Source organism: Dokdonia sp. Dokd-P16, assembly GCF_003095655.1.
GTDB lineage: Bacteria > Bacteroidota > Bacteroidia > Flavobacteriales > Flavobacteriaceae > Dokdonia.
Map to the genome: position 1 here is coordinate 65,250 of NZ_CP029151.1, position 25,599 is coordinate 90,848.

The 25,599-nt window shown below is 38.0% G+C and carries 23 protein-coding genes and 1 tRNA gene; 17 read left to right on the forward strand and 7 right to left on the reverse strand.

Annotation, left to right across the window (positions count from 1 at the left end):
* Nucleotides 1–13: 13 nt before the first annotated feature.
* Nucleotides 14–2,179, reverse strand: coding sequence for a TonB-dependent receptor (locus tag DCS32_RS00240; protein ID WP_108876475.1), 2,166 nt, complete (start codon nucleotides 2,177–2,179; stop codon nucleotides 14–16).
* Nucleotides 2,180–2,766: 587 nt separating this feature from the next.
* Here DCS32_RS00240 and DCS32_RS00245 point away from each other — a divergent pair.
* Together DCS32_RS00245 and DCS32_RS00250 are read left to right on the forward strand one after the other, a co-directional pair.
* A complete protein-coding gene (locus DCS32_RS00245) occupies nucleotides 2,767–3,261 on the forward strand; it encodes an RNA polymerase sigma factor (RefSeq protein WP_108876476.1) in 495 nt (164 codons plus the stop codon).
* Between the two features lie 3 nt (nucleotides 3,262–3,264).
* Nucleotides 3,265–3,879: a DUF1049 domain-containing protein gene (locus DCS32_RS00250; protein WP_108876477.1), complete on the forward strand. Its 615-nt coding sequence runs from the start codon at nucleotides 3,265–3,267 to the stop codon at nucleotides 3,877–3,879.
* Nucleotides 3,880–3,997: 118 nt separating this feature from the next.
* Here the strand turns inward: DCS32_RS00250 and DCS32_RS00255 are convergent, their stop codons facing one another.
* Nucleotides 3,998–4,801 carry a lysophospholipid acyltransferase family protein gene (locus tag DCS32_RS00255; RefSeq protein WP_108876478.1) on the reverse strand — a complete coding sequence of 268 codons (804 nt, stop codon included), beginning with the start codon at nucleotides 4,799–4,801 and terminating at the stop codon, nucleotides 3,998–4,000.
* 86 nt (nucleotides 4,802–4,887) lie between these two features.
* A complete protein-coding gene (locus DCS32_RS00260) occupies nucleotides 4,888–5,535 on the reverse strand; it encodes an NUDIX hydrolase (RefSeq protein ID WP_108876479.1) in 648 nt (215 codons plus the stop codon).
* 2 nt (nucleotides 5,536–5,537) lie between these two features.
* On the opposite strand from DCS32_RS00260, the gene DCS32_RS00265 reads away from it, so the two are divergent.
* Entirely contained in the window at nucleotides 5,538–6,263 is a 726-nt protein-coding gene (locus tag DCS32_RS00265; RefSeq protein WP_108879206.1) for a peptidylprolyl isomerase, read from the forward strand.
* 26 nt (nucleotides 6,264–6,289) lie between these two features.
* Here the strand turns inward: DCS32_RS00265 and DCS32_RS00270 are convergent, their stop codons facing one another.
* Nucleotides 6,290–7,075 (reverse strand): TrmH family RNA methyltransferase, encoded by a 786-nt coding sequence (locus tag DCS32_RS00270; protein ID WP_108876480.1) that lies wholly within the window; start codon nucleotides 7,073–7,075, stop codon nucleotides 6,290–6,292.
* A gap of 238 nt (nucleotides 7,076–7,313) precedes the next feature.
* Here DCS32_RS00270 and DCS32_RS00275 point away from each other — a divergent pair, with 238 nt between their 5' ends.
* The gene (locus tag DCS32_RS00275; protein ID WP_108876481.1) at nucleotides 7,314–8,102 is read left to right on the forward strand and encodes a DUF6503 family protein; all 789 of its coding nucleotides are present in this window, start codon (nucleotides 7,314–7,316) and stop codon (nucleotides 8,100–8,102) included.
* 211 nt (nucleotides 8,103–8,313) lie between these two features.
* A complete protein-coding gene (gene thrC / locus DCS32_RS00280) occupies nucleotides 8,314–9,615 on the forward strand; it encodes a threonine synthase (protein WP_108876482.1) in 1,302 nt (433 codons plus the stop codon).
* A 170-nt stretch (nucleotides 9,616–9,785) separates the two neighbouring features.
* On the opposite strand, the gene DCS32_RS00285 is transcribed toward thrC, so the two are convergent.
* Nucleotides 9,786–11,306 (reverse strand): hypothetical protein, encoded by a 1,521-nt coding sequence (locus DCS32_RS00285; RefSeq protein ID WP_162533553.1) that lies wholly within the window; start codon nucleotides 11,304–11,306, stop codon nucleotides 9,786–9,788.
* A 188-nt stretch (nucleotides 11,307–11,494) separates the two neighbouring features.
* Between DCS32_RS00285 and gcvT the strand changes: the two genes are divergently transcribed.
* From gcvT to DCS32_RS00310, 5 genes are all read left to right on the forward strand, one after another.
* Nucleotides 11,495–12,586, forward strand: coding sequence for a glycine cleavage system aminomethyltransferase GcvT (gene gcvT, locus DCS32_RS00290; RefSeq protein ID WP_108876484.1), 1,092 nt, complete (start codon nucleotides 11,495–11,497; stop codon nucleotides 12,584–12,586).
* A gap of 156 nt (nucleotides 12,587–12,742) precedes the next feature.
* Nucleotides 12,743–13,513 carry a sugar nucleotide-binding protein gene (locus tag DCS32_RS00295; protein ID WP_239057541.1) on the forward strand — a complete coding sequence of 257 codons (771 nt, stop codon included), beginning with the start codon at nucleotides 12,743–12,745 and terminating at the stop codon, nucleotides 13,511–13,513.
* Nucleotides 13,514–13,577: 64 nt separating this feature from the next.
* Nucleotides 13,578–13,925, forward strand: a complete 348-nt coding sequence (locus DCS32_RS00300) for a hypothetical protein (RefSeq protein ID WP_108876486.1) — start codon at nucleotides 13,578–13,580, stop codon at nucleotides 13,923–13,925.
* A complete protein-coding gene (locus tag DCS32_RS00305) occupies nucleotides 13,926–14,525 on the forward strand; it encodes an alpha-ketoglutarate-dependent dioxygenase AlkB family protein (protein ID WP_108876487.1) in 600 nt (199 codons plus the stop codon).
* A 520-nt stretch (nucleotides 14,526–15,045) separates the two neighbouring features.
* Nucleotides 15,046–15,933, forward strand: a complete 888-nt coding sequence (locus DCS32_RS00310) for an AraC family transcriptional regulator (RefSeq protein WP_108876488.1) — start codon at nucleotides 15,046–15,048, stop codon at nucleotides 15,931–15,933.
* On the opposite strand, the gene DCS32_RS00315 is transcribed toward DCS32_RS00310, so the two are convergent.
* Nucleotides 15,922–16,695 carry a S1/P1 nuclease gene (locus DCS32_RS00315; RefSeq protein ID WP_108876489.1) on the reverse strand — a complete coding sequence of 258 codons (774 nt, stop codon included), beginning with the start codon at nucleotides 16,693–16,695 and terminating at the stop codon, nucleotides 15,922–15,924. The two genes, DCS32_RS00310 and DCS32_RS00315, sit on opposite strands and share 12 nt — an antisense overlap.
* A 128-nt stretch (nucleotides 16,696–16,823) precedes the next feature.
* On the opposite strand from DCS32_RS00315, the gene DCS32_RS00320 reads away from it, so the two are divergent.
* From DCS32_RS00320 to DCS32_RS00350, 7 genes are all read left to right on the forward strand, one after another.
* Complete coding sequence (locus DCS32_RS00320; RefSeq protein ID WP_162533554.1) at nucleotides 16,824–17,783, forward strand: alpha/beta hydrolase; 960 nt, start codon at nucleotides 16,824–16,826, stop codon at nucleotides 17,781–17,783.
* A gap of 77 nt (nucleotides 17,784–17,860) precedes the next feature.
* Complete coding sequence (locus DCS32_RS00325) at nucleotides 17,861–19,765, forward strand: peptidase M61 (RefSeq protein ID WP_162533555.1); 1,905 nt, start codon at nucleotides 17,861–17,863, stop codon at nucleotides 19,763–19,765.
* 56 nt (nucleotides 19,766–19,821) lie between these two features.
* Nucleotides 19,822–22,014, forward strand: coding sequence for a DUF5916 domain-containing protein (locus DCS32_RS00330; RefSeq protein WP_108876492.1), 2,193 nt, complete (start codon nucleotides 19,822–19,824; stop codon nucleotides 22,012–22,014).
* 109 nt (nucleotides 22,015–22,123) lie between these two features.
* A complete protein-coding gene (locus DCS32_RS00335; RefSeq protein WP_108876493.1) occupies nucleotides 22,124–23,374 on the forward strand; it encodes a DUF819 domain-containing protein in 1,251 nt (416 codons plus the stop codon).
* Between the two features lie 50 nt (nucleotides 23,375–23,424).
* Nucleotides 23,425–24,123, forward strand: a complete 699-nt coding sequence (locus DCS32_RS00340; RefSeq protein ID WP_108876494.1) for a DUF4369 domain-containing protein — start codon at nucleotides 23,425–23,427, stop codon at nucleotides 24,121–24,123.
* A 106-nt stretch (nucleotides 24,124–24,229) separates the two neighbouring features.
* A complete protein-coding gene (locus DCS32_RS00345; protein ID WP_013751747.1) occupies nucleotides 24,230–24,496 on the forward strand; it encodes a hypothetical protein in 267 nt (88 codons plus the stop codon).
* 58 nt (nucleotides 24,497–24,554) lie between these two features.
* Nucleotides 24,555–24,628 (forward strand) — tRNA-Thr (locus DCS32_RS00350).
* 89 nt (nucleotides 24,629–24,717) lie between these two features.
* Here the strand turns inward: DCS32_RS00350 and DCS32_RS00355 are convergent.
* Nucleotides 24,718–25,542 (reverse strand): tyrosine-type recombinase/integrase, encoded by an 825-nt coding sequence (locus DCS32_RS00355; protein ID WP_108876495.1) that lies wholly within the window; start codon nucleotides 25,540–25,542, stop codon nucleotides 24,718–24,720.
* Nucleotides 25,543–25,599: the final 57 nt, after the last annotated feature.

Genomic DNA, 25,599 nt, shown 5'->3' on the forward strand with positions numbered 1-25,599 from the left:
ATGAATATGCGCACTATAGATTATCTAGCTGGCTACTATTCTTATCATCACTAATGGTCCAGAAAAAGCCTACAAAAAAGAATTGGTCTGTTGCTGGACGTAATGCTCTACGGTCAAAGGTACCTGCAGGATTAGGAGCATCTGCATATTGATATCCATTTACGTTTCTTAAGCCAAGTACATTGTTTACAGAAAAATACAGGATCTTTTGCTGCGATAATAAATACGCCCAGTTTATACTTAAACTATTAAAGGACTTTGCGTTTGCTTGTAAGAAACCACTTCTATTTCTGTCTGTGTACGTACGCCCAGAGCTATGCTGGAAACTTACACCCACTTGCGATTTCCAGTCCTCCACAAAATACTTCCCCACCACAGATAGGTTATGAGGACTCGCAAAAGACGGTCTAGCTTGCTCCTCAAAATTAAGATATTTCCTTTCTGAATCTAAGTAGGAATAGCTCACCCAGTAATCCATATTTTTTATACTGGTATTATCTCTCCAAAAAACATCCACTCCCTGCGCATAACCATTTCCCTCATTTGCAAAAACGCTCTCTGGATTATTAAATGCAGTATTAGAAGTAATCAAATCACTATAACTCTTACGGTACGCCTCTGCTCTAAATATTCGCCCATTGTTGCTATACTGATAGTTTGCTATGTAGTGCGTCGTCTTTTGAGCATCAAGATCAAGACTAAATTTTAAAAAGTCATTGAGCGGATTTTGATAAAAATCTCCATATGCCAAAGAAAACTGACTGTTTTTACCTGTTTTATAGGCTACACTCGCTCTAGGCGAAAATGTGACTCCTTCCATATAATCTGTATAACTCGCCCTAGCGCCCAGCTTCAATGCAAAATTGCGAGAGAAAATGATATCACTTTCTACAAAAACCGCAGAAATATTACTCTTAAAATCATAGGCTGCTACGATATTCTGATCATCAAAGACTCCATTAAAATCCTCTTGAAAATCTGTTATAAAATGCTCCGCACCAAAGGCTAGTTTAAGCCTATTTGAAAAACGCTTTTTAAGTTTGACTTTAAAGTGCGCACTATTCTCTTTATTCTCAATTGAAGTAGTCGATTGTAGGGATGTATCATTTTGAGCACTCGTATAACTTCCTCCGGTTTGTATACTCCAAGTATCACTTAGCATTTCAGTATAGCTAGTATTTAAATAGATATTTGTGTTTTTCAAACCAAGCGTGAATCCTTCTGGATTATTAATATCTTCTTGCGTAATGTCAAAACTTGTCTTGTCTCCTGCTGCATATAATTTAAACAAACCATTTTCTGTCCTGTAGCGATAGACCGCTTCTCCAGAAAAGGTTTGAAAAGGCTTATTAAAATTATTACGATTAGAAAACAATGCTACATAAGGAGCTAGGTTTATGTAAGAGGTACTGAGACTGAGCGAACTCTTCTCCCATCTTCTGGTAATTCCTAGTCCGCCGCCTACAGACATAAGAGAGATATCTGTCTTATTTTGATCTGGCTCATCTATGGTATTCAATAGTAAAACACTTGACAAAGCCTCCCCATACTCCGCCGAGTATCCTCCAGTGGAAAAAGTAATCCCGTCAAAAAGAAAAGGGCTATATCTGCCACGAGTAGGCGTATTATTTGCTGTAGGTGTATATGGAGTAAAGACACGTATGCCATCTATAAATATCTGCGTTTCTCCGGCATCACCTCCACGCACAAAGAGTCTACCATCCTCTGCAACGGTCGTTGTACCAGGTAGCGTTTGTAACGCACCTACAAAATCTCCTAACGCACTTGCCGTAGTCACAACATCCAGCGGCTTGAGCACAGAGACTTTACTATTATCACTAGCCTCAAAGGTCCCTGCCGAAAGTACAACTGTATCTAGTGAATTTACATCTTCCCGCAATGTGATTTTAAGATCTTTAAAAGTCGTTACTTCCATAAATGACTCATACGGTTCGTATGATAAGAAGGTGACTTTAAGTAACTGCGTTCCCTCTTCACTTGTGGTAAAAGAGAATGATCCATCTTCTGCTGTGCTGGCTCCATCATAAGTGCCATCTATAAAAATGTTTGCGCCTTCTATGGGAATTCCTTTGGAATCTGTGACTTTTCCCGAAACGACGGTTTGGGCAGCTAATTGATAACATAATAGGCAAACGAGAATGTGTAAGAGCGATTTCATAACTAGTTCGGTTGATTGATTGTTGAGCAAATATGGAGCGAACTACGCTTTCGCGAAAGCGTAATACTCCCAACCGTCATTTTAGAGTTCCCAGTTGTAAATCATAAGGTTGAAGTCCTAAAAAAATAATTTTTCACATAGAAGTTTAAGAAGGTTTTAAAGCAAGAAAAACATTTATAACGTTTGCGTAATGACCATAACATTTGCTTTTATCTGAGAAGTAAAAAAATTCAAAAAAAAATCAAAAAAAAATTAATTTTTTAATGAACTATAAACGTGTTTACTAAAGCTACAACAAGCAATATTTAGTAATTGATTTTACTTAAACGTAACATATGAGGATGTGCTTACACAACTATTATATCTATATTTATCCCGTTGAAAGTTCAAGAATTTAACAAGTAAGAAAAAACCTCTGCAATTAGGGAGCAGAGGTTTTTTTCTTTTAGGCATCTACTAATTGATCATCTCAGGCTTCAATTATATAGCGTCACTTGGACGTTACCAGAATTAGAATAAAACTTTTAGAATTATTCTGTAACACTTTGTAAGAAATCTCTACTTACCATTAACTAAGCCACCAACCATTGGATAAAACAGTCGAAGATAATTTTGTAACCCTTCTGGAAGAGAACCAGAACATTGTGCATAAGATATGCCGTTTGTATACCAACAATCGGGATCAACACAATGATCTTTTTCAAGAGATTACGATACAATTATGGCGTGCCTTCCCAAAGTTTAGAGGAGACTCAAAGTTCAGTACGTGGATGTACCGAGTGGGATTAAATACCGCCATCACTTTATATCGTAAATCTAAAAGAACGGTCCAGACTCAAGATTTTGATTCTGTCATGTTTCGTATATCATCACAAGAATATGATGATACCGTTGAGCAACAATTAAAGTTGATGTATAGTGCAGTAAAAGAGCTTAATGATATAGATAAGGCACTCGTCTTTTTATATCTAGAAGATAAAAACTACAGTGAAATCTCTGAAACCCTAGGTATCACAGAGGTAAATGCAAGAGTGAAGATGAACAGAGTGAAGAAAAAGCTCAAAAAAATATTAAATCCATAAGCTATGGTAGATGAACTAGAAATGCTAAAGAAAGATTGGCAAAAGCAGGAAGGATCACTTCCTAAATATACGAAGGCAGACTTGTACCCTATGCTACTTAAAAAGTCATCTTCTGTAGTAAAGTGGATACTTTTTGTAAGTATCATTGAATTTTCCTTTTGGATAGTACTCAACTTTGTTTTGGACCATAGAGATGCTAATGTAGCTTTTGAAGAAAAGGCCGGAATAACTAAAATTGATAAAATTTTACTTGTAATAAATTATATCGCCTTAGCTTACTTTGTTGTTTGTTTTTACTTGAATTACAGAGCTATTAAAGCAACAGATAGTGCTAAGGAATTGATGAAAAATATTTTAAAAGCGAGAGGTACTGTCAAGCTTTATATATGGTTTAATGTAAGCTTTATCTTCATAGGTTCATTACTAGTGTTTGGCGTAGCATATTACAATGACCCAAAAACCTTCGACATTGCAAGTCCTCTTGTTCTTATAGTAGTATTATTTCTACTATTAGGTTTATTTATTGGAGTCCTGCTTTTGATTTATAGACTTATATATGGCCGTTTAACAAAAAGGCTAAAAGCTAATTATGATCAACTTAAAAAATTGGAACTTTAAATCTAGGGGGTTTGAGTTCTGATTAAGGCAATAGGTCAAGCTGTTGCCTTTTAAGCATATAAAAAGCGAGAGCGACCTTACGGTTGCTCTCGCTTTTTTTCTTAGTAAGGTGAGTATATTAATACTCCCACTTTCTCTTTTTATTAAGCTCTTCTTCTGCTTCTATCTCTTCCATTGGGATAACCTTTAAGAAAGATGGATGTTGCTCGATTGCATATTCTAGTTGCTCTACAATCTTCTCTACAGAGTCGTTCTCATAATCAATTACAAGTGGTTCTTTTACCTCAAAAGATTGAAGAATACCACGTTTTTTAATACGCAGCCCTTTCTTGTCAAAACTCCTTCTAAAACCATCTATCACTATAGGCACTACAATAGGCTTGTAGTTCTTAATGATGTGAGCGGTTCCTTTTCTAATAGGTTTCCACGGTTTTGTAGTTCCTTGAGGGAACGTAATTACCCAGCCATCATCTAAGGCAATACCTATATTTTCTGTATCCTTGAAGTTTACCTGTCTATCTATTTCTTTACCCTTTTCTCTCCAAGTACGACTTACTGTAATTGCTCCTGCATATGCAAAAATACGAGGCAGTAAACCTGTTTTCATAGTTTCCCCAGCGGCAACGTAGTAAAGGTTAAGTTTTGGATCCCATAGATATCCTATATTTTTTATAGAATCTGTACGACCGCTTAAACTCGCGTTAAATACGTGAAACATGGAAACCACGTCTGCAAAATATGTTTGGTGATTTGAAACAAATAATACGTTTCTATCTGGAAGATTAGTCAGTATTTCAGACCCTTCTATCTGTAATTCATTAAAACCGCGATAACGTCTATGCGTCATTGCACCAGCAATTCTTATAAGCCAGCGTTTTAAGAATAGTATATGTCCAAATGGATTTTTTTTAAATATCCCCATTGTATCGTTTAAAAATTGGTTGTGTTTGAGTGCGCTTTCGCGAAAGCGTACTTGGTTACAAACAGCCTGTAAAGATACAAAAGGCGTTACAATTTTAAAGAAGTGTTAAGAAGCGATCGTACCTCACTGAGCATCATTGCCGTAGCCCCCCAAACGATATGACCTTGCAATTTATATGCGGGTACTTCCATATCATCCATATACGAGGTTGAGAGCTTTTGAGTCGTTATACAAGTATCAGAGAGAAACTCAGAAAGTGGTACAGGTATTAAAGACTCGACCTCACTTTCTTGAGCAATAAATGCTGGAGTATGATCTAGATGTCCTATAAATGACTGCACCCAGAAATTACTAGGTGGAATGTAAATATTTGTGAGTTTGCGAGTAATTACAACATGAGATTGCGGGACGCCCACCTCCTCTTCTGTCTCTCGCAACGCTGTATGAGCAAGGTCTCTATCTGTAAGTTCTACCTTTCCTCCAGGAAAACCTACCTGATTAGAATGAACACCTTCATAGGTCTTACGTAAAATGAGTATAAACTCCGTATCACCATCTGGCGTAGGATAAAACAAGCACATTACACCAGCCTGTCTAGGGTTACGCGTAGAGATCTCAAGTTCCTCGAATTCTTTAAGGCGTTCTGTAGGTGCCATCTCTAGTTGCACATCCCGTCCTGGAAGCGGGAGATTTCCTATTTTTGAAGCTAATTCTAAAAATGATTCAAATTTCATTTATGCGTACGTATCTCTGGATTATTATAGCGCTACTAGCGAGCACAAGTTGTCAAGATAAGAAATCTGCACCTAATTCTGTAAAGGAAGAAGTAGCAAAAAAAGACACGCTAGCACTGCAACAAAAAGACATAAAAAAAATAGACCCATCACTCGTAATGGGCACCATAAAAGAGCCTACTATTACGAGTCAAGAAATGGTTATTGATTTTCTTACAGCCTATGGTGAGTTAAATCCTGAGACTAAGGTTAAGATTACTACACGTTTTGGAGAAATCGAAGTAGCGCTTTTTACAGATACTCCGCTGCACAGAGCAAATTTTATCATGCTTGTAAAAAACGGTTATTTTAATACGACGCAGTTCCACCGAGTATCGCCTAATTTTGTGGTACAAGGAGGTAATAATGATACGCAAGGCACTGCGCGAAACAGAGCGAGCTTTGGGAGTTATTTAATTCCAAATGAAGCAAATCCTACACATACACACACGCGTGGAGCATTTTCATCGGCTAAATATACCGAGCAAAATGTGAGTAATGCGACTGCTCCTTTTGAGTTTTTTATTGTGCAGCCAGAACGTGGAGCCCATCACCTAGATGGAGATCACACCGTTTTTGGCCGAGTGACAAAAGGAATGGATGTTGTAGATGAAATTAATAAGCTAAAAGTGGACGGCAGCGAGTGGCCAGTTGCAAATGTATATATGAAGATTGCGCTTGTTGATTAAGCTTATTTTTATTCTTAAAACACCTATTATCCGCGTTGCCTGCGTGCTTCAAAAACTAAGATTCCCGCAGCAACAGATACATTCATAGAGTCTATTTTACCACGCATTGGGATTTTTATATTTGTACCCACCGTGCGCCATTCTTGAGATAATCCTGTAGCTTCTGTTCCTACCACAATTGCTGTAGGCGTTGTATAATCTTGTGCTGCATAGTCTACCGCCTCTTGTAAAATAGCACTGTAAACCGCTATTCCTTTTTCTTGTAAAAATGAAATCACCTCAGCGGTTGTTCCTGTTGCAATTTGTGTGGTAAACACACAGCCTACACTTGATCGTATGATATTAGGATTGTATAAATCTGTTTTGGGATTTGCGATAATTACTGCATCTACTCCAGCAGCGTCTGCTGTTCTTAATAGTGCGCCTATATTTCCAGGCTTTTCTGGTGCTTCGGCAATTAATAGTAGCGGATTTTTAGGTAGCGCCAACTCTTGTAAGGTTTTAGTTTCCGCTTTCGCGAAAGCGATAACTCCCTCCGTCCCTGCTCTATAAGCGACTTTCTGGTATACCTCGGTAGATAAGCTTGTCATCATCGCTGTGTCATTTACCATCCCAGCAACCTCATCTTCTGAAATTACAGCTTCATTAAAATAAACCTCTGTAATCTTGTATCCTCCGGCAATAGCAAGTGCTATCTCCCTCACACCTTCTATAATAAAACCACCCTCCTTCTTACGTGCGCGTGACTTATCTTGAAGTTGTAGTAGTCTTTTTACAGCTGGATTCTGGATACTAGAAATATATTTTGACATAGCACAAATGTAGAATATTCTGAAGATTAGAGAAAAACTAGAAGAAAATAATTGCCTGAGTGCACAAGAGTCTTGGCAAGCTGAGTAATTTACAGTTACCTCATTATTTTAAACAATAGATGCTATGCTTTTATCAAGCGATAGATGAATTTTTCTCTTTATCTGAAAATGATTGACGAGTTTTGTAAGACTATAAATTCAATACGACTACAATATAAATTCTAACCAATAATATACTATGAACAAATCTATCCTATTCCTTGCTGGACTTATTGCCTTTGCAAGTTGCAAAAATGAACCAACCGTAAATACCGAAGAAGTTGCTGTCGTAGAAACTCCATCAAGAGTGTACCCAGATCAAATTTCTAAAGTTTTTGAAGCGCACGGCGGTATTGATACTTGGAATAACATGAATAACTTATGTTTTACATTACCTAAAGGAGACATAAACGAAATACATACTGTTGATCTTAAATCTCGTAAAACACGTATTGAGACTAAAGATTTTGTTCTAGGATATGATGGTAAAGATTTATGGTTAAAACAAGATACCATCGCTTTCCAACCAGAGAGAGCTCGTTTTTATCATAACTTGATGTTTTATTTTTATGCAATGCCATTTGTGCTAAGTGATGAAGGAATCACATACTCAGAGGTTCCTGCTTTAGAAATGGATGGTGTAAGCTACCCTGGGACTAAAATTAGCTTTGGTAGCGACGTAGGTGATAGTCCTGATGATAATTACATCCTATATAATGATCCTACTACAAACGAAATGGCATGGCTAGCATATACAGTGACAGCAGGTAGTGATGGACCAAGTGAACGTTACAGCTTTATTAAATATGCAACATGGCAAGATGTAAATGGTCTCAAATTACCTAGCGAACTACAATGGTACAAGGTAGTAGATGGCAAGCCTACAGAAATGAGGAATGCTATGAATTTTACAAATCCAACAGCAACTACTACGCAACTAGATGTAGCAACTTTTTCAAAACCTGAAGGTGGAGTACTTGTAGAGTAATCGGTTACCACATAATTAGCAATACAAACGCCATTCTTGATGAATGGCGTTTTATTTTTACCACAACTCGCTGATTATCAAAATTAAAAGCCATAATCTACCACTATCAGCATATTGCATCTTACTGCTATTTAGGCATATTTCTGATTAAAATCTATTAGATTTACTTTACAAACAAAATGCATAATTTTAGTTAGCTAGTTGTCTATATATGAAATACTACAGCCTTAATAAGCAAGCGCCAAACGTTACTTTTGACGAAGCAGTAATACGAGGAATTGCTCCAGATAAAGGACTTTACTTTCCTGAAAATATCCCAGTACTTCCTGCTACTTTTTGGGAAAAGATTGAGCATTTATCTAAAGAAGAGATCGCTGTAGAAGTTATGAAACCCTTTGTAGGCGATAGTATGGACGAGGCTACGCTTACAGAAATTGTAGCAGATGTACTTTCTTTTGATTTCCCGCTAGTTCCTATAGAAGATAATGTGGCAACGCTAGAGCTTTTTCATGGACCTACTATGGCCTTTAAAGATGTAGGAGCTCGCTTTATGGCGCGATGTCTAGGTCACTTCTTAAAAGAACGTAATCAACAAGAAGAAGTTACTGTACTTGTAGCTACCAGTGGCGACACCGGTGGAGCTGTTGCTAGAGGTTTTTATAAAGTGCCAGGTATCAAAGTGGTAATCCTCTACCCTTCAGGTAAAGTATCTGATGTGCAAGAGCGACAGCTCACCACCTTAGGAGAAAATATCACCGCACTTGAAGTAGATGGCACTTTTGATGATTGCCAGGCAATGGTGAAGAAGGCATTTTTAGATCAAGAAATTACAAGTATAAAACAACTCACCTCTGCAAATAGTATTAATGTCGCAAGATGGCTTCCGCAGTCATTGTATTATTTATTTGCTTATAAAGAATTAAAGAAGCAAGGAAAAGCAGATTCCCTCGTGTTTTCTGTTCCTAGCGGGAACTTTGGTAATATATGTGCTGGTATGGTAGCTCATATGATGGGAATGCCTGTGCACCAATTTGTAGCAGCGGTAAATAGCAATACAACCATCCCTAGATACATGCAAAGCGGAAAGTATACTCCTACAGCAACCGTTGCGACCATAAGTAATGCAATGGACGTGAGTGACCCTAGCAACTTTATAAGAGTATTACAGTTATTTGAAAACGACAGACAGTTATTATCTCAAAAGTTTTCATCATACTCCTATTGTGATAATGCTACACGTGCTGCGATGCTAGATTTACATCAACATCATAATTATATAGCAGATCCCCACGGCGCTGTTGGGTACTTAGGGCTTAAGGCATATTTGCATGACAAACCAGCCGCTTACGGAGTCTTTTTAGAAACCGCACATCCCGTAAAGTTTTTACCAGCAGTAACGCCTGTAGTAGGTGAGATTGAGCTCCCTGAACAAATTAAGGAGTTGATGGATAAAAAAATGGAGACCATCCCCGTGAAGAATTATGAAGATTTAAAGACGTATTTGTTGGGATAATTCGCTTTCGCGAAAATCGTCCCGAATTCACTTCAGGAAGCATTAATAATATAATATCAATTAAGGAAGAACACTATCTTTTGAAATAACGATACCCAATAGCATTAATACTGAAGTGTTCTCACAACAGTCATGCAAACGTCTTATAAAATCATAAGCGGATTAGGTAATTAGTCCCAATCTACAATGGCTGCTGTATTCCCAGAGAGTACTCGTATGTATTTTGTGCCTTTTACGATCTCTGCGTGTTTAAGGGCAAGACGCTTTATTTTGTAGGTATATCTTGTATCTAGAAGATTACCTTGCTCATCATAGTATTCAAGTCGGTTGAAACGTTTTGCAGCATTTGATCTAAACACTGTACGCTTTTTTCCAAATCGTTTCTTTAAAATTTCATCAAAAGATTCAAGGTTTTTAATTCCATAATTAATCACCCAGATGTCACTTACTTCCTCTTCTTGTCCATTACCACTGTCTGAATCGGCATAGCTCATCCCAGAGATGATCACTTCGTTGTTTTCCTTTTGTAAAGCACTTGTAAGATATTCTTTACCAGAACCACCAAGTTCTAGCTCCCATCTTACGATACCTACTTTATTAATTTTAATAATAGAAAAGTCTTCTGTAACTCCGCCATTTTGAGTTGTACGATATTGATTTTTTGCTATAATTGCTTTTGTGCCTCCTAGTAAAATATCTCCATTATCTAGCTCTTGTAGGGATGTAAGCTTATCATCTGTAAAATTTCCAAAACTACGCTGCCACAATATATTACCATGACTATCTATCTTAACAACCCACCAGTCTGTTCCCCCTAGATTTTTAGTTGTTTTCGTTCCTCCTATTCCAGACTCAGAGATACCGCCTAGTATAAAACCTCCATCTTGAGTGGCAATAGTTTTTACAATCTGATCGTCTTTTGCTCCACCTATGGTGGTAGACCATTCTAATTTTCCTGCCTTCCCGTAACTTGCTACATAAAAATCTTTATCGCCTAAGGTAGTTGCGTCGTCTGTTATAGCTTTGGTCGTATATCCTGCAGCTAGTGTACTTCCAGAGGCAGCAGTAGTTACACTACGTAACTTACGCTCTGTACCAGCAAGCTGATTTTTATTCCAATTCATTTGTAAAGCTGGGTCAAGATGTAGTCTCCACAAATCATCTTGAGACGCTGTGACTTCTATTTCTGTAACTTCTTGTTCTAAAAATGTAGGGTCACTGTAGCTATCTTCTAGTGTTTTATAACTTGATCTACTGGAACGCACCATTCTAGATTGAATCTTTTGTGGTGGTTCAGGTTTTTGAGAAATAGCAAATTGGTCTGTATTTATGGATGCTATACTATCTGCGTTTATTACTGTAGATCTAATAAGCCTAGCCTCTTCTGGCGATTGAAAAATTCTTTTAAGAACGGCTTTATTTCTTGAAGCCACTAGTCTCTCCCAGTCTACAGCGCCTTCTCCATCTAGCTTGACCATCCAGACATCGGTCTCTGCAGTTGCATACTGGTCTAATGTGGTTTTTTTATTAGTATGCCCACCTATAATATAACCACCGTCTGTAGTTAATTGAGCCTCCGTAGTTCTATCTACAGGGTATGTATCAAGTCTTTTCTCCCAAATAATACCTTCTTGCGACCACGCAAGAGCTGGTATCAAGACAAGTAAAAAAAGAACGGTTATATTTCTCATAATCATTACTGTAGCATAACCGTCAAATTTAATTATTAATTAAATAACAGAAGATGCTATATATGCTTTAAGCCCATATTGCCACAGACGTCGTTTATTGAGGTATTACATCGATAATTTACTTTTTATTTACCTCGCAAACTGCCACCTTTTCATACATTTGTGTAACCAAAAGAACTATAATAAAGATGAAAAATACAGCCTTAACTGAAGTACATGAATCTCTAGGAGCAAAAATGGTCCCATTTGCTGGTTATAATATGCCGGTTTCTTATGAAGGTGTAAATGCAGAGCACGACGTCGTTAGAAGTGGTGTTGGAGTATTTGACGTATCACATATGGGTGAATTTCTTGTGTCTGGAGAAAATGCACTGTCATTATTACAATGGGTTTGTTCTAACGATGTTTCAAAAATAAAAGTGGGCGGAGCGCAGTATAACTGTTTTCCTAATGATACAGGAGGAATTGTAGATGATCTTATTGTGTACCGTATTAAGGAAGATCAATATATGCTTGTAGTAAATGCAAGTAATATAGATAAAGACTGGGCATGGCTAGAAACTCAAAATACATTAAAGAGTTTTAATGCAGAGCTACGTAATATCTCGGAGGGACACTCACTTCTCGCTATACAAGGGCCTAAAGCTATTGAAGCTATGCAATCGCTTACAGAAGTAGATCTTGCTGGTATTAAATTTTATACGTTTGAGGTGGCACCTTTTGCAGGTATTGAGAACGTAATTATTAGTGCTACAGGATATACTGGTAGTGGTGGTTTTGAGATTTACTGTAAAAATGAAGATGCTGCACAACTGTGGGAAAATGTCTTTAAAGCTGGTGCAGACTGGGGAATCAAACCTATAGGTCTTGCTGCTCGTGACACACTGCGTTTAGAAATGGGATATTGCCTCTATGGTAATGATATAGATGACAGTACTTCTCCGCTTGAAGCAGGTTTAGGATGGGTAACAAAATTCACTAAGGATTTTGTAAATAGCGAGCACCTAAAAACTCAAAAAGAACAAGGACTTAAACAGAGACTTGTAGGTTTTGAACTTACAGAAAGAGGAATTCCTCGTCAAGGATATGATATCGTAGATGCAGATAGTAATAAGATAGGTCACGTAACTTCTGGTACTATGGGCCCTTCGGTAAATAAAGGTATAGGTATGGGGTATGTAGATACCGCTTTCGCGAAAGCGGACTCAAAAATTTTCATACAAATACGTAAGAATCTTGTACCTGCAACCGTTGTAAAGACACCTTTCTATAAAGGATAATAAACCGAAAAGCTACTCCCGAATTCCAAAGGACTAACTTTTGGAATTCGGGAGTTTTTTATTTAAAAAATTGTAGTTATCGCATTTAAAAAATCAAAAGATAAAGTTTTAATACTAGGCGCTAGTGGCTTTCTAGGAGGTGCTTTATACAAGGAATTGTATAGGTACTACAACACCTATGGCACCTATCACTCTGGAAAGATATACAGTGATAATCAACACTATTTACGATTTGATCTTGTAGAAGATGATGTGTATGAAGTGCTACTCAAGATAAAACCATCTGTAATTATAGCGGCACTTAGAGGTCCTTTTGGCGACCAGCTAGAGGCTCATGAATCTATGATTGCTTATGCTCAAGAATCTGGCTGTCGTATTGTATTTATTTCTAGTGCAAATGTTTTTGATGCTTTTACGAATTACCCTAGTTATGAGAATGATAAAACACTCTCAGAAAGTATCTATGGTAAATTAAAAATTAGAATTGAGACGCTCTTAATGCGTCACTTACCAGAGTCGCAATATGCGATTGTGAGACTTCCTATGGTTTTTGGCGTAGGATCACCAAGAATTGAAGAACTCAAAAATCAATTATTACTAGGAGATGCTATAGAAGTTTTTCCGCATCTGGTGATGAATACTACTACAGATACCAAACTCTGCCAGCAGGTACACTATATCATAAACAGGAAACTCTCTGGTATTTTCCACTTAGGAAGTACAGATCTCATTCATCATAAAGAATTTATACATGAGCTAGTAATAATGCTAGACCTCAACAGGAAACCTATGTATAAAAACGTATTTACTAGTAACTCAGATCGCTATCTTGCGGTCTTACCTAGAGACAATAAACTGCCTAAACACTTACAAGTAACTAATGAAGGCGTAGTGGCAGGAAGCAAAAAATACAACGCCGAGTTTTAAGATACATCTTTCTTAATTTACAATTCACAGTTGTACCTTTATAAAACACCCTAATTTATAGCTTATGCCTTGGCATTTTTACGTTATGTCTATTATGTACACCCTTGCAGGTGTTATGCATTTTATAAAACCTCGAGTATATGGAGCTATTATGCCTGCCTATATTCCTAAAAAGAAAGCAATGGTCTTTTGGAGTGGTGTGGCAGAAGTTGCTGGAGGCATAGGATTACTTTTTGAAGAGACCAGAGTTATAGCAATCTGGGGAATTATTGCGATGCTCATTGTGTTTTTTACAGTACATATTGATATGCTAAGTAATGAGAAACTCAAGGGTAAATTTCCCGTGTGGGCATTATGGCTGCGCTTACCATTACAATTAGGGTTAATTTATTGGGCTTATCAATATTTATAAATGTCACTATTTCCAGAAGAACCATACTCACTAGATCTTCCAGATGCAGCAGTTACCTATTATAAAAACATGCTCACCGAAGAAGAGGCGGCTTCTTATTATGAAGCGCTTCTAGAAGAAATCTCGTGGCGTCATGATGACATCAAAGTTTTTGGAAAAGTATACCCACAGCCTAGACTTACTGCATTATATAGCTCTAATACAAAATCATACTCGTACTCAAATATTACCATGGTTCCTGAGCCATTTACAGATACGCTACAAGCTATAAAGAAACGTGTAGAAGACATCGCTGGAGTGACCTTTACTACTTGTCTCCTTAATTTATATCGTGATGGTAATGATAGTAACGGCTGGCACGCAGATGATGAGAAGGAGTTAGGTAAAAATCCTATTATAGCTTCTGTAAGTCTTGGAGCTCCTCGCCTATTTAAATTTAGAAACAAGGTTGATAAAAGTCAGCAAGCAAAGATTATTCTCGAGCCTGGGAGCTTATTATTAATGCAAGGAAGTACGCAACATCACTGGCATCACCAGTTACCTAAAACTGCGAAAAAAGTGGCGCCGCGTATTAATCTTACCTTTAGAATTATCGCATAAAAAAAGCAAACGTTTAGGGGAAACGCTTGCTCTTAAAAACTTCTCATTACAAGAAGGAACATTGTCCACTTAGGGGTGAAAGCCGTATACTTTTAAAAAGCCTTAGAAATTACTTATCTGCTAGTAATCTAGGGGTTACTCGACATCATTGTAAATAGTCTCCTAAGGCCAAATATTTTTATGATAAACACCTAATACTTCGCATCTTTTGCTGTGGTATTGGACATTTATTACAAGAAAGAAAGAGGTGCTGTATATGAAACATCAAGACATCGTGCTTCACTCTAACACATGTCTAAAAAAAAACCAACAAACTAACCTTAAAAACAAAACACCACAGCACCTCTGTAGTTTCTCTCTCTAATTCTGGTGCAAAGCTATGCGTGCATAGTATATTTTAACTTGTATAAAACTCATTTTAAATTGTACAATATTTAGAAAAACTTTAATATCTAACTAAATGTTTATTTAAAATAAGTTCGTATCTTAAACAGTATCAAATCTTTAATCCCCAAATCCTATGCAAAGATTCAGTTTACAAGATACTTTTCTGATAAAAAAGTTCAAGAAATTAGACAGACATCAAGACGAAGATAAACGTACTTATTTTGAGATAATTTTTATAGAAGAAGGAAAAGGAAAACATTTTATCAATGAATTTATTATCTCTTACAACGCAGGTGATATTTTTTTAATAGCTCCAGATGACACTCACTGGTTTGAAATAAATGAGATAACAACTTTTTGCTACTTTCAATTTACAGAGTCTTTGTTTTCAAGTAAGATGAATCTACCTGATAGATCTTACTGGTTACATCGTATAGAGCGTATTATACAAAACCCTAATCTTATACCTGGTGATGTTATAACCGCAGACTCAGATAAGGAACTCATCTGGCAAATTCATAACGCCATTGTACTTGAGTACGAAATGGCCAAAGAGTTTTACAAACACAATATCTCAAACATGGTAAGTACCACCTTGAGTATAATTGCGAGAAACATTACACGTGATTTGAAGCCTAGGTCTGTTTCTTCTAGAAAAGATCAACACACTACTATTGATGATATCTTAAACTATATAAGACAGCATGTTTATGATAGAGATAAAATGAAGGTAGCAGCAATTGCCGAGAGATTATCCATGACTAGTAGTGGCTTAAGTGCATACTTTAAGAAAAAGACTGGAGACTCGTTACATCATTATATCATCATGTATAAACTACACCTTGTAAAGTACAGACTAAAAAACACAGACTTTACAGTATCTGAAATTGCCTACCAGCTAGGCTTTACAGATGAAAGTCACCTCACTAGAATTTTTAAAAAATACAATGAGATGACTCCAAAACAATACAAAACTAAAGAGGACGAGGTACTAGAGGATGATATTACGCTAACCAAGTAACTCATTAAGAAGTTGAGCTAGGCGCACACCTCCCTTTTGTAATTGACCTCTTAATGTATCAAAGTAGTCATACATATAACGGTAGCCTAGTTTATCTCCTTTTTTAGTTTTTGAGTAGATATCTTTTACAAGATTCCTACTATCTTCCATCCACTCTTTATAGGTGCCTGCCGCCATTGCCTCACGTTGCCTTTTTGTGATTTCTGGCATATTATCTGCTAGTTCGGTATAACTCATACCGTAGCTTTCAATCATTTGTGTATCCCATACTCGGTGTAAGTTTGTACCATCATTATACCATTGTACTTGAAAATCATTACCACCTTTATCTTCTCCTATACCAGTGTGAAGTGGTTGGTGTAAGTCTCCTATAAAATGTACTAGCATGCGTAAGTTAAAGGCTTTCTCCTCCTTTGTAGAAGTTTCAGATTTTATAACATTTATACATGATTCAATCCCTGTAATAATATCTCCTCTTTCATTTTTAGGGTGTGCGTCATAGGTTGTGTCAAACGGTACATTTACATAATGTTGCGTACCATACTTTCTATATTGAGAATCACTTTTAATATCATCTGCATACGTAGACACTAGTGCTAGCGACTCGCCATCAAGCAATTCGGCGATGGCTTTTCTTGCTTTTTTAGACAGATATTTTTCGGCGATGGCTCCTGTGGTTCTATGGCCTGTCTTTCCCCAGTCGTACGCAGAGACGTTTGATGTAAACACAAGAACTAGTAATAATGAAATAAGTATACGCATTGAATATTTTTTTGCCAAATGTACAATGAAACTTCTATGTTGCGTGTTATAAAACTATTAAGAATAGATACGCTTTCGCGAAAGCGTGAAACTACACTATCTTTATCATGGCAATAATAAACATCCTTATGATTACATATACTTTTTTCACTAGAACCAAATTAATCTTTACCCTCATACTTATTGGGCTTATACAACAAGGGCTCATCGCACAAGAATATGGAGGAAGCAGTGATGTGCGTATAAGTGACATGGTCTATGGCACTTTACTTACTCCTGAAGTTCCTACCTCAAAAATTGCGATTATCATTCCTGGATCTGGCCCTACAGATCGCAATGGTAACCAGCAAATGATGCGTAATAATAGTCTTAAACTTCTGGCTGAATCACTAGCCAAAGAAGGTATTGCAAGCCTAAGATATGACAAGCGTACACTCACCCTATTAAAGAAAAACGCCTTGCAAGAGGAGCGTTTAGATTTTAATATGTTTATAGAAGATGCTGTTGCTACCATTGATTATGTAAAGCAGCAAGGACGTTTTAAAGAATTATATGTAATAGGTCATGAACAAGGTTCGCTCATAGGAATGGTAGCTGCACAGCGTGCCGATGTACAAGGCTTTATTTCAATTGCGGGTTCTGGGCAATCTATAGACCAGACAATCATCCATCAAATAGGATTACAAATGCCAGATCTTAAGGATAAAGCTATTCACGCTTTTAGTACTCTTAAAAAAGAAGGACGTGTCACAGATTACTCTCCTGCACTTACCTCTATTTTTCGTCCATCTGTGCAGCCGTTTATGGCAAGCTGGATGCAATACGATCCTAAAGTTGAAATAGGCAAACTTACAATCCCTACTCTTATTATTAATGGTACAAACGACATACAGACCTCCAAGCAAGAAGCTATTTTATTACAAGAAGGCAATAGTGAAGCTACTCTTGCTATTATAGAAGGCATGAATCATGTGCTTAGAATTATAGATGGTGACGATCTAGAAAACACAAAGTCTTATAATAATACGAAGCTTCCTCTAGCTAAAGAGTTAATAAGTACCGTTGCTGGGTTTATCACAACGCACTAGAACCTATCAAAATTTATAGATAAGATAGAATTACTACATTTGACTACTAACAGTCACTCATGTTTACAATTTTCAAGATGAAAAAGATCTATTATATTATTGCTTGCTCTATACTTATAGTAAGCTGTGATGTTCTCAATAAGCCCCTTGCTAGTTCTAATCTAGCTACTCAAAAAAACAAACTAACCCGTAGTGCCATAGATCTTGTAAGCTTGAGCAATGATCGTATTAAAGTTCGTGTACAACCTGCGCCTATATATAAGGACGTAGCAACTTTTTACATTCCTGAAACAGTACCGGGTACTTACTCTGATGATGATTATGGTAAGTTTATAGATAGTGTTGCTGCTTACGGTACTTTTGGAAAAAAGCTTAAGGTCACCAAAACCTCAGATAATACGTGGGATATTAAAAATGCACGTAACCTAGATTACATAGACTACTATGTAAATGATACCTATGACGTAGAAGCAGAACACACTATTTTTTCTCCTGCGGGGACCAATTTTAAAGAAAACGAGCAGTTTATGCTCAATTTACATGGAATTCTTGGGTACTTTAAAGACCAAGAGGAAATGCCTTATTATGTAGATATCAATAGACCAGAAGCTATGGAGGCTACTACTAGTCTTCCACGCTTTGCAGACTCACTCTATGTAGCGCAAGATTTTGGAAATACAGGAATTACAGATACTTACAAAGGCGATAGATATTTTGACATTGTCGATAATCCTATCATGTACAATGTACCTAACAAAGAGGTATTTACTATAGATGATATTACGATTGAGCTTAGTGTATACAGTCCTACTGGAACGGTAAAAGCGTCAAGCCTTAAGCCCAATATAGAGCGTATGATAAAAGCGCAAAAGAACTATCTAGGTAGTTTTAATGCAACAGATCGTTATACCATCCTACTATACCTTACCACAGGCGAAGCAGATGATGCACAAGATCTAGGAGCGCTAGAACATCATACCTCTACGGTGGTGGTACTTCCAGAGTCTATGCCTCAAGAAAATCTTGATGACGCCATGGTAAATGTGGTATCACATGAGTTTTTTCATATCGTGACTCCGCTTAATTTACATGCTACGCAGATACACAAATTCAAGTACAATGATCCTGAGATGAGCATGCACTTGTGGATGTATGAAGGAATTACGGAGTACTTTGCACAGCACTTCCAAGTGCAGCAAGGACTCGTTACTCCAGAAGATTTTTACAACACACTCGTTCAAAAAATAAGTAATGCAAAAAGATATGATGATGCCATGTCATTTACTAAGATGAGTGCAAACATTCTTGAAGAGCCATATGCATCAAATTATGGTAACGTATATGAAAAAGGAGCTCTTATCGGGATGTGTCTTGATATACTTATGCGTAAAAACAGTGATGGCGAGCGTGGTGTTCTTGATCTTATGAAGGAGCTTACGTATCAATATGGACCTCACAGACCTTTTGAAGACAGTAATCTTATTCCACAAATCACCCAACTCACCTACCCTGATGTGGGCGAATTTTTTACAAATCACGTGATAGGTACCCAACCAATACAGTACAAAGACTTTTTTGACCTAGTAGGACTTGATTATAGCACTACGCTAGTAGATACAGGCTTCTTATTAGGAAAGCAACGTCCTTATATTAATGGAAACAATGATGATAATACTATTTATGTACTACCAGGAAACCTCAATACATTTCTCACTGCGCTGGGCGTACAAGGGAATGATGTGATTACCGCAGTAAATGGAACTGCTTATGATCTTTCTAATGTAAACGACTTAATCACGATATCAAACACTTGGAAGGTAGGCGACGCTATTACTATGACGGTACAAAGAGATGGTGAAGAGGTGGAACTTTCTGGAACGATTATCACACCACAAACTCCGCAGGCAACACTGGTAGAATTACAGACGTACGACGATGGCTTAGAGCAAGTTCTACGTGAGAAGTGGCTAAAAGGTTCTTAAGTTTTATCGCATACAAGACATTTTTTTGATACATTCGGGGGAACTAACCATGCCTGATGTATAAATTGTTACTCTGTGTACTCCTTGCTGGAGTAAGTACAGCGCACTACGCTCAAACCAAAGAAGTAGGTGTCTCCTTTATAGAAACACCTATTACCATAGATGGTGTACTTGATGAAACTGCCTGGAACAAAGCAGTCCCAGCAACAGACTTCTGGCAATACTTCCCTACAGATACCATACAGGCTCCTTATCAGTCTGAGATACGTTTTTTATATAATGACAAAACCTTGTATGTAGGCATCAAAGTCTATGCGCAGGGCAACGATTATATAGTCCCATCGTTGCGCCGTGACTTTAGAGCTGGCGGGAGTGACAATATCACCTTGATGTTTGACACCTTTAATGATGGTAATAACGCATTTCTTTTTGGCTCCAACCCTGCTGGGGTGCGCAGGGAAGCACTAGTATCTGGTGGCGGAAAAGATTTAAGAGGTTTTACCACTAGTTGGGATACCAAGTGGGTGGGAGAAACCACGGTACATAACGGCTACTACGTTTGTGAGTGGGCAATCCCGATGAGCGCTTTTAAATATAGGGAAGGAGAAACCCGCTGGCGTTTTAATAGCTACCAGTTTGACACCCAAGATAACTCCCGCAATACGTGGATACAAATCCCTCAGAATCAGAATATTTTTAATCTCGCTTACATGGGAGATATGGTTTTTGAGAAACCGCTAGGTAGCTCAAAAAGTCCTATTTCTATAATTCCTTATGTAAATGCCATTGCTGGACAAGACAGAGAACTAGACGATAACTTTACCGAGATCAAGGTGGGCGGTGATGCTCGCTTTACAATAGGCAACAGTCTTAATCTTGATGTTACTATCAATCCAGACTTCTCCCAAGTGGAGGTAGATAATGCTATTACAAATCTCTCTCGTTTTGAGGTGGGATTACCTGAGCGCAGGCAGTTTTTTATAGAAAATAGTGACCTCTTTGCAGATTTTGGTGATCCCGGGGCGGCAAATCCTTTTTTCTCGAGGCGCATAGGCATAGCCGAAGATCTTGATGGGAACACGGTACAGAATAATATTGTGGCAGGTGCCCGCTTGAGCGGTAAACTGACAAACAAGCTACGCGTAGGTATTCTCAATATGCAAACAGAAAATGATGAACCCATTGAGATTGCGGCGACTAATAATACGGTGGTTGCCTTACAGCACAGCGTTTTTAGCAGATCAAACATAAGTGCCATTTTTGTAAACAAGCAGAATACCAGTGATGCTACCTTTGTACAACCTGATGAAGAATACAACAGACTTATAGGTCTTGATTATAACCTAGCCAATAAAGACAATAGCTGGAATGGTAAATTTTACCTCCATAAATCCTTTACTCCAGGTATTGATAGTAAGGATTACTCTGGTGGAGCGCGTATGGAGTACAATAAAAACAACTGGCGCGCGACGAGTGCTACGCTATTTGTAAATGAAGATTTCAACTCAGAGCTTGGCTTTATACCTCGTAAAGATATCTTTAGAAACTTCAGTAAACTGGAAAGGCTCTTTTTCCCGAAAGGGGGACCAATCAATAGGCATATATTTTCTTTAAACTCATTCTTTGTATGGCGGCCAGAAGTCGATTTTACCCTAGGCGACCGCACGCTCTCGCCACAGTGGGAAGCACAATTTAAAAATACCAGCAGCCTGAGTGCAAAACCTAGAACGCGCTACACAAAACTCTTTGATAGCTTTGATCCATCGCGATCTGACGGACTAGAACTACCAGAAGGAAGCGAGTACCGTTATACCAATCTAGAGGTGGAGTACAAATCTGACCAGCGCAAGAAGTTTTACTACACGGCAAATACTACCTATGGCGAGTTTTTTAATGGGGAGATACTCACCTTGCGAGCAGAAGCCACCTTGCGCCTGCAGCCTAAACTTGTGCTAGGAATAAACGCCCGCTATGATAAGATAGACCTCCCAGCTCCTTATGCAGATAATCGTATCTGGCTTGTAAGCCCGCGGGTAGATGTTACCTTTAGTAAAAACCTGTTCTGGAATACGCTTGTGCAATACAGCACCTTGCAAGATAACTTTGGGGTTAACTCACGCTTGCAATGGCGATTTGCCCCACTTTCAGACTTATTTTTGGTGTATAATGACAACTATTTTACAGATACCACCTTTGCTCCTCGCTTCCGGAGTATTAATTTAAAACTTACTTACTGGTTATATTTATAGGGATTTTGGTATTTTCGGATTCCTTTGGCGGTAAGCCTTAGTTTATTTTTTATGCTTCTCGAAGTGAAAGTGATCCCATTTTCGCGAAAGCGTAATTACCCACATTATTATGGAAAACACACCTTATTTTACAAATGACGCCATCGTTTTTGGCCTCATTGCGCTTGCACTTGCATTTATATTTTATACCTCGAGTAAGAAGACAGGCTTCTGGGGCAAATTTTATGGCATTGTACCTGCCCTACTGCTATGCTATCTCATCCCTGCGATTTTTAATAGCCTGGGACTGATAGATGCAGAGAGTAGCCAACTCTATTATGTGGCGAGTCGTTACTTGCTGCCGGCGTCGCTGGTGCTTATGACGCTTAGTATAGACCTTAAGGCAATTGTAAACCTAGGTCCTAAGGCGCTTATCATGTTTTTTACAGGAACGATAGGGATTGTGATAGGTGGCCCGCTGGCGATACTTCTCATCTCTTCCGTATCACCAGAAACAGTAGGTGGCGCAGGACCAGATGCGATATGGCGTGGTCTCTCTACACTAGCGGGAAGCTGGATAGGCGGTGGCGCAAACCAAGCTGCGATGCTTGAGATTTATAAATACAATCCAGAAAAGTACGGAGGTATGGTGCTGGTAGATATTGTGGTGGCAAATGTATGGATGGCGATATTATTACTAGGTATAGGTAAGAGTAAGCGCATAGATACATGGCTTAATGCAGATAATAGTGCGATAGAAACGCTCAAGGAACGCGTCTCCACCTTTGCCGAAGGGGTTAAGAGAAACCCTACGCTTTCTGATCTTATGGTCATGGTGGGGCTTGCCTTTGGCGCAGTGGGTATTGCACATTGGGGAGCTGGTGGTATGAGTGCTTTATTTTCTGATATCCCAAAGGAATCTGCGCTTGCATCCTTTGGCTCTACTTTTTTCTGGATGGTCACGATTGCAACTGCGATAGGGATTTTACTTTCTTTTACAAAAGCCAAAAACTACGAAGGTGCTGGTGCTAGTAAAATAGGCAGTGTATTTATTTATATACTCGTTGCGAGTATAGGGATGAAAATGGATCTCACCACTATTTTTGAAAATCCAGGGCTTATAGCCATAGGTTTTGTGTGGATGGGGATACATGCGGGACTTCTCATACTGGTAGCAAAACTTACAAGATCTCCCTTTTTCTTTCTTGCTGTGGGAAGCCAGGCAAACGTGGGCGGGGCAGCCTCTGCTCCTATAGTCGCCGCAGAGTTTCACCCGTCGCTAGCTAGTGTAGGTGTATTGCTAGCCGTTTTTGGCTACGTGGTGGGAACTTATGGTGCGATACTCTGTACAATTTTAATGGAAATGGCAGCTGCGGGCTAGTATTATATGTAAAATAGTAGCATATTTGCCGTCTATAATTAAAACCAATTATGAATAAAATAGTATACATTCTCTTATTAAGCATCTTGATGGTCTCTTGTTCAAAAACAGGAAATCTTACAGTCACTGGGACGGTAAAAGGTCTTAAAAAAGGAACTTTATATGTACAGCATATACAAGACACCATGCTTGTAAATCTAGACTCGCTACTAATAGATGGTGAGCCAGAATTTGAGTTTATACTTGATGTAAAAGAACCAGAGGTGTATTACTTACACCTTGATAAGGCAGATGAGTCTGGGTATGATGACCGTATTCCTTTCTTTGCAGAGGCTGGTATTATTAATATCACTACTTCTCTTAAAAACTTTGAAGGATTTGCTGCTGTAACAGGATCTGAGAACCAGATGCACTGGACGCAGTTTAAGAATATGAACAAGCAGTTTAATGATAAGAATCTTGATCTTATAAAAGGTTCTTTTAACGCTAGACAGCGAGATGATCAAGAAGAGATTCTTGCTTATGATGATTCTTTACAGCAACTACTTAAAAGAAAGTATCTATACACGGGGAACTTTGCAACAACAAACAAGGAACTTGAGATTGCTCCTTACCTTGTGATGACCCAGATACCAGATGCTACTACACCGTATCTAGATACTTTATATAAGACTTTCCCTAGAAAAACTAGAAATTCTAAATACGGGAAGCAGCTCAAGAAGCTTATAGAGGAACGCAAGAAACAGTAAGCACATTTAAGATCGTACTTACTATTACAAGCATGATGTGATTTTACATAAAAATGTAAGGTTCATGATTATAAATTAAACTACTTTTGCAGTCAAAATTAGAACAATGGCAAATATTAGAGATTTAAAAAAGGATATCAATTTTGTACTAGGTGACATCATTGACGCAGTATATGTTTGGGAAGCACTTAATCCTAAGGCAGACAGAAAGGAAAGTGAAGCGATTATAGATGATGCTATCGCAACTTTTGACACTTTAATTACAAAAGTAAACGACCGTAAAGTAGAGAATAGAGGTAAAAATCTAGTGGCTGTACGTGTAGATCTTGAGAAGGAAGGACAGGCACTTATAGACCGTATTAATAAGCTATAATTTTTTTAAAAAAAAGGGTTGCATATATAATAAATGCTATTATATTTGCACCCGCAATGCCGATGTAGCTCAGCTGGCTAGAGCAGCTGATTTGTAATCAGCAGGTCGTGGGTTCGAGTCCCTCCATCGGCTCAAAAAGGTCTTCTTTTATTAGAAGGCCTTTTTTGTTTTATATAAGTTCTTGATGTGGTGTAGTACGCTTTCGCGAAAATGTGAGGTTGTTATAAAAAGTCTAGCGGACTTTTAACCTGTTGCATAGACCTTGTTGTCACGTGAGTATAAATCATAGTCGTTTTAATATCACTGTGCCCTAAGAGCTCTTGTATCATACGGAGGTCTGTACCACTATCCATAAGATGAGTAGCATAGGCATGACGCAGACTATGCAACGTTACTTTCTTCTTGATACGTGCTTTCTTACAACTAGCTCTAAAAACCGAACGTAAGCTTGCAGCAGTGTATTGCGGCTTAGACTGCCCCTCAAAGAGATAATCTGTGGGTTTATATTCTTTATAATACTGACGAAGTAAAGGTTTTAAACTTTCTGGAAAAGGCAGCTGGCGATCCTTTTTACCTTTCGCTGCTTTTATGGTAATAGTGTTACGCTTTTTATCCATAGCGGCAAGCCTTAAATCTACTAGTTCACCTACACGTAAACCCAGTGCATATATAGTAGTGAGAGCCGCTTTGTGCTTGAGATTTGTGGTATGGTGTAATATGCTTTTCACCTCATAGGTAGATAGTATGTCTGGCAGTACACGCTGTGGCGAGCGCGGTCGCAAGCTGCTTAAATCTATCTCCTGCCTGAGCGCTTCTTTATAATAAAGGCTCACGGCACTTATGAGCTGCTTCTGAGTGTTGAAGGTATATTCTTTTTTTAAAATAAAGTCTCTTAGTGTTGTGATAAGGTATGACGGGTCAAGCCGGTCTAGGGGACGACTGTCACCTAGGTAATTTTGATAGCTTACTAGCAAACCTATGTAAGTGGTTACAGTGCTGTCACTATATCGCTTTGCTGTTAATATTGTGTTAAAGCTATCAAACATTCGTTTATACGTTGAAAATCGAGATTGCTCAATATAAGTAAAAACATTCGTTTATAC

What these genes read in the sequence shown, in the direction of transcription:
- DCS32_RS00335 (WP_108876493.1), top strand. Translation starts at nt 22,124, where the DNA reads ATGGAAAACACACCTTATTTTACAAATGACGCCATCGTTTTTGGCCTC.
- DCS32_RS00250 (WP_108876477.1), top strand. Translation starts at nt 3,265, where the DNA reads ATGGTAGATGAACTAGAAATGCTAAAGAAAGATTGGCAAAAGCAGGAA.
- DCS32_RS00285 (WP_162533553.1), bottom strand. Translation starts at nt 11,306, where the DNA reads ATGAGAAATATAACCGTTCTTTTTTTACTTGTCTTGATACCAGCTCTT.
- gcvT (WP_108876484.1), top strand. Translation starts at nt 11,495, where the DNA reads ATGAAAAATACAGCCTTAACTGAAGTACATGAATCTCTAGGAGCAAAA.
- DCS32_RS00320 (WP_162533554.1), top strand. Translation starts at nt 16,824, where the DNA reads ATGATTACATATACTTTTTTCACTAGAACCAAATTAATCTTTACCCTC.
- DCS32_RS00340 (WP_108876494.1), top strand. Translation starts at nt 23,425, where the DNA reads ATGAATAAAATAGTATACATTCTCTTATTAAGCATCTTGATGGTCTCT.
- DCS32_RS00345 (WP_013751747.1), top strand. Translation starts at nt 24,230, where the DNA reads ATGGCAAATATTAGAGATTTAAAAAAGGATATCAATTTTGTACTAGGT.
- DCS32_RS00260 (WP_108876479.1), bottom strand. Translation starts at nt 5,535, where the DNA reads ATGAAATTTGAATCATTTTTAGAATTAGCTTCAAAAATAGGAAATCTC.
- DCS32_RS00310 (WP_108876488.1), top strand. Translation starts at nt 15,046, where the DNA reads ATGCAAAGATTCAGTTTACAAGATACTTTTCTGATAAAAAAGTTCAAG.
- DCS32_RS00265 (WP_108879206.1), top strand. Translation starts at nt 5,538, where the DNA reads ATGCGTACGTATCTCTGGATTATTATAGCGCTACTAGCGAGCACAAGT.
- DCS32_RS00240 (WP_108876475.1), bottom strand. Translation starts at nt 2,179, where the DNA reads ATGAAATCGCTCTTACACATTCTCGTTTGCCTATTATGTTATCAATTA.
- thrC (WP_108876482.1), top strand. Translation starts at nt 8,314, where the DNA reads ATGAAATACTACAGCCTTAATAAGCAAGCGCCAAACGTTACTTTTGAC.
- DCS32_RS00255 (WP_108876478.1), bottom strand. Translation starts at nt 4,801, where the DNA reads ATGGGGATATTTAAAAAAAATCCATTTGGACATATACTATTCTTAAAA.
- DCS32_RS00315 (WP_108876489.1), bottom strand. Translation starts at nt 16,695, where the DNA reads ATGCGTATACTTATTTCATTATTACTAGTTCTTGTGTTTACATCAAAC.
- DCS32_RS00325 (WP_162533555.1), top strand. Translation starts at nt 17,861, where the DNA reads ATGAAAAAGATCTATTATATTATTGCTTGCTCTATACTTATAGTAAGC.
- DCS32_RS00305 (WP_108876487.1), top strand. Translation starts at nt 13,926, where the DNA reads ATGTCACTATTTCCAGAAGAACCATACTCACTAGATCTTCCAGATGCA.
- DCS32_RS00330 (WP_108876492.1), top strand. Translation starts at nt 19,822, where the DNA reads ATGTATAAATTGTTACTCTGTGTACTCCTTGCTGGAGTAAGTACAGCG.
- DCS32_RS00270 (WP_108876480.1), bottom strand. Translation starts at nt 7,075, where the DNA reads ATGTCAAAATATATTTCTAGTATCCAGAATCCAGCTGTAAAAAGACTA.
- DCS32_RS00275 (WP_108876481.1), top strand. Translation starts at nt 7,314, where the DNA reads ATGAACAAATCTATCCTATTCCTTGCTGGACTTATTGCCTTTGCAAGT.
- DCS32_RS00300 (WP_108876486.1), top strand. Translation starts at nt 13,578, where the DNA reads ATGCCTTGGCATTTTTACGTTATGTCTATTATGTACACCCTTGCAGGT.
- DCS32_RS00355 (WP_108876495.1), bottom strand. Translation starts at nt 25,542, where the DNA reads ATGTTTGATAGCTTTAACACAATATTAACAGCAAAGCGATATAGTGAC.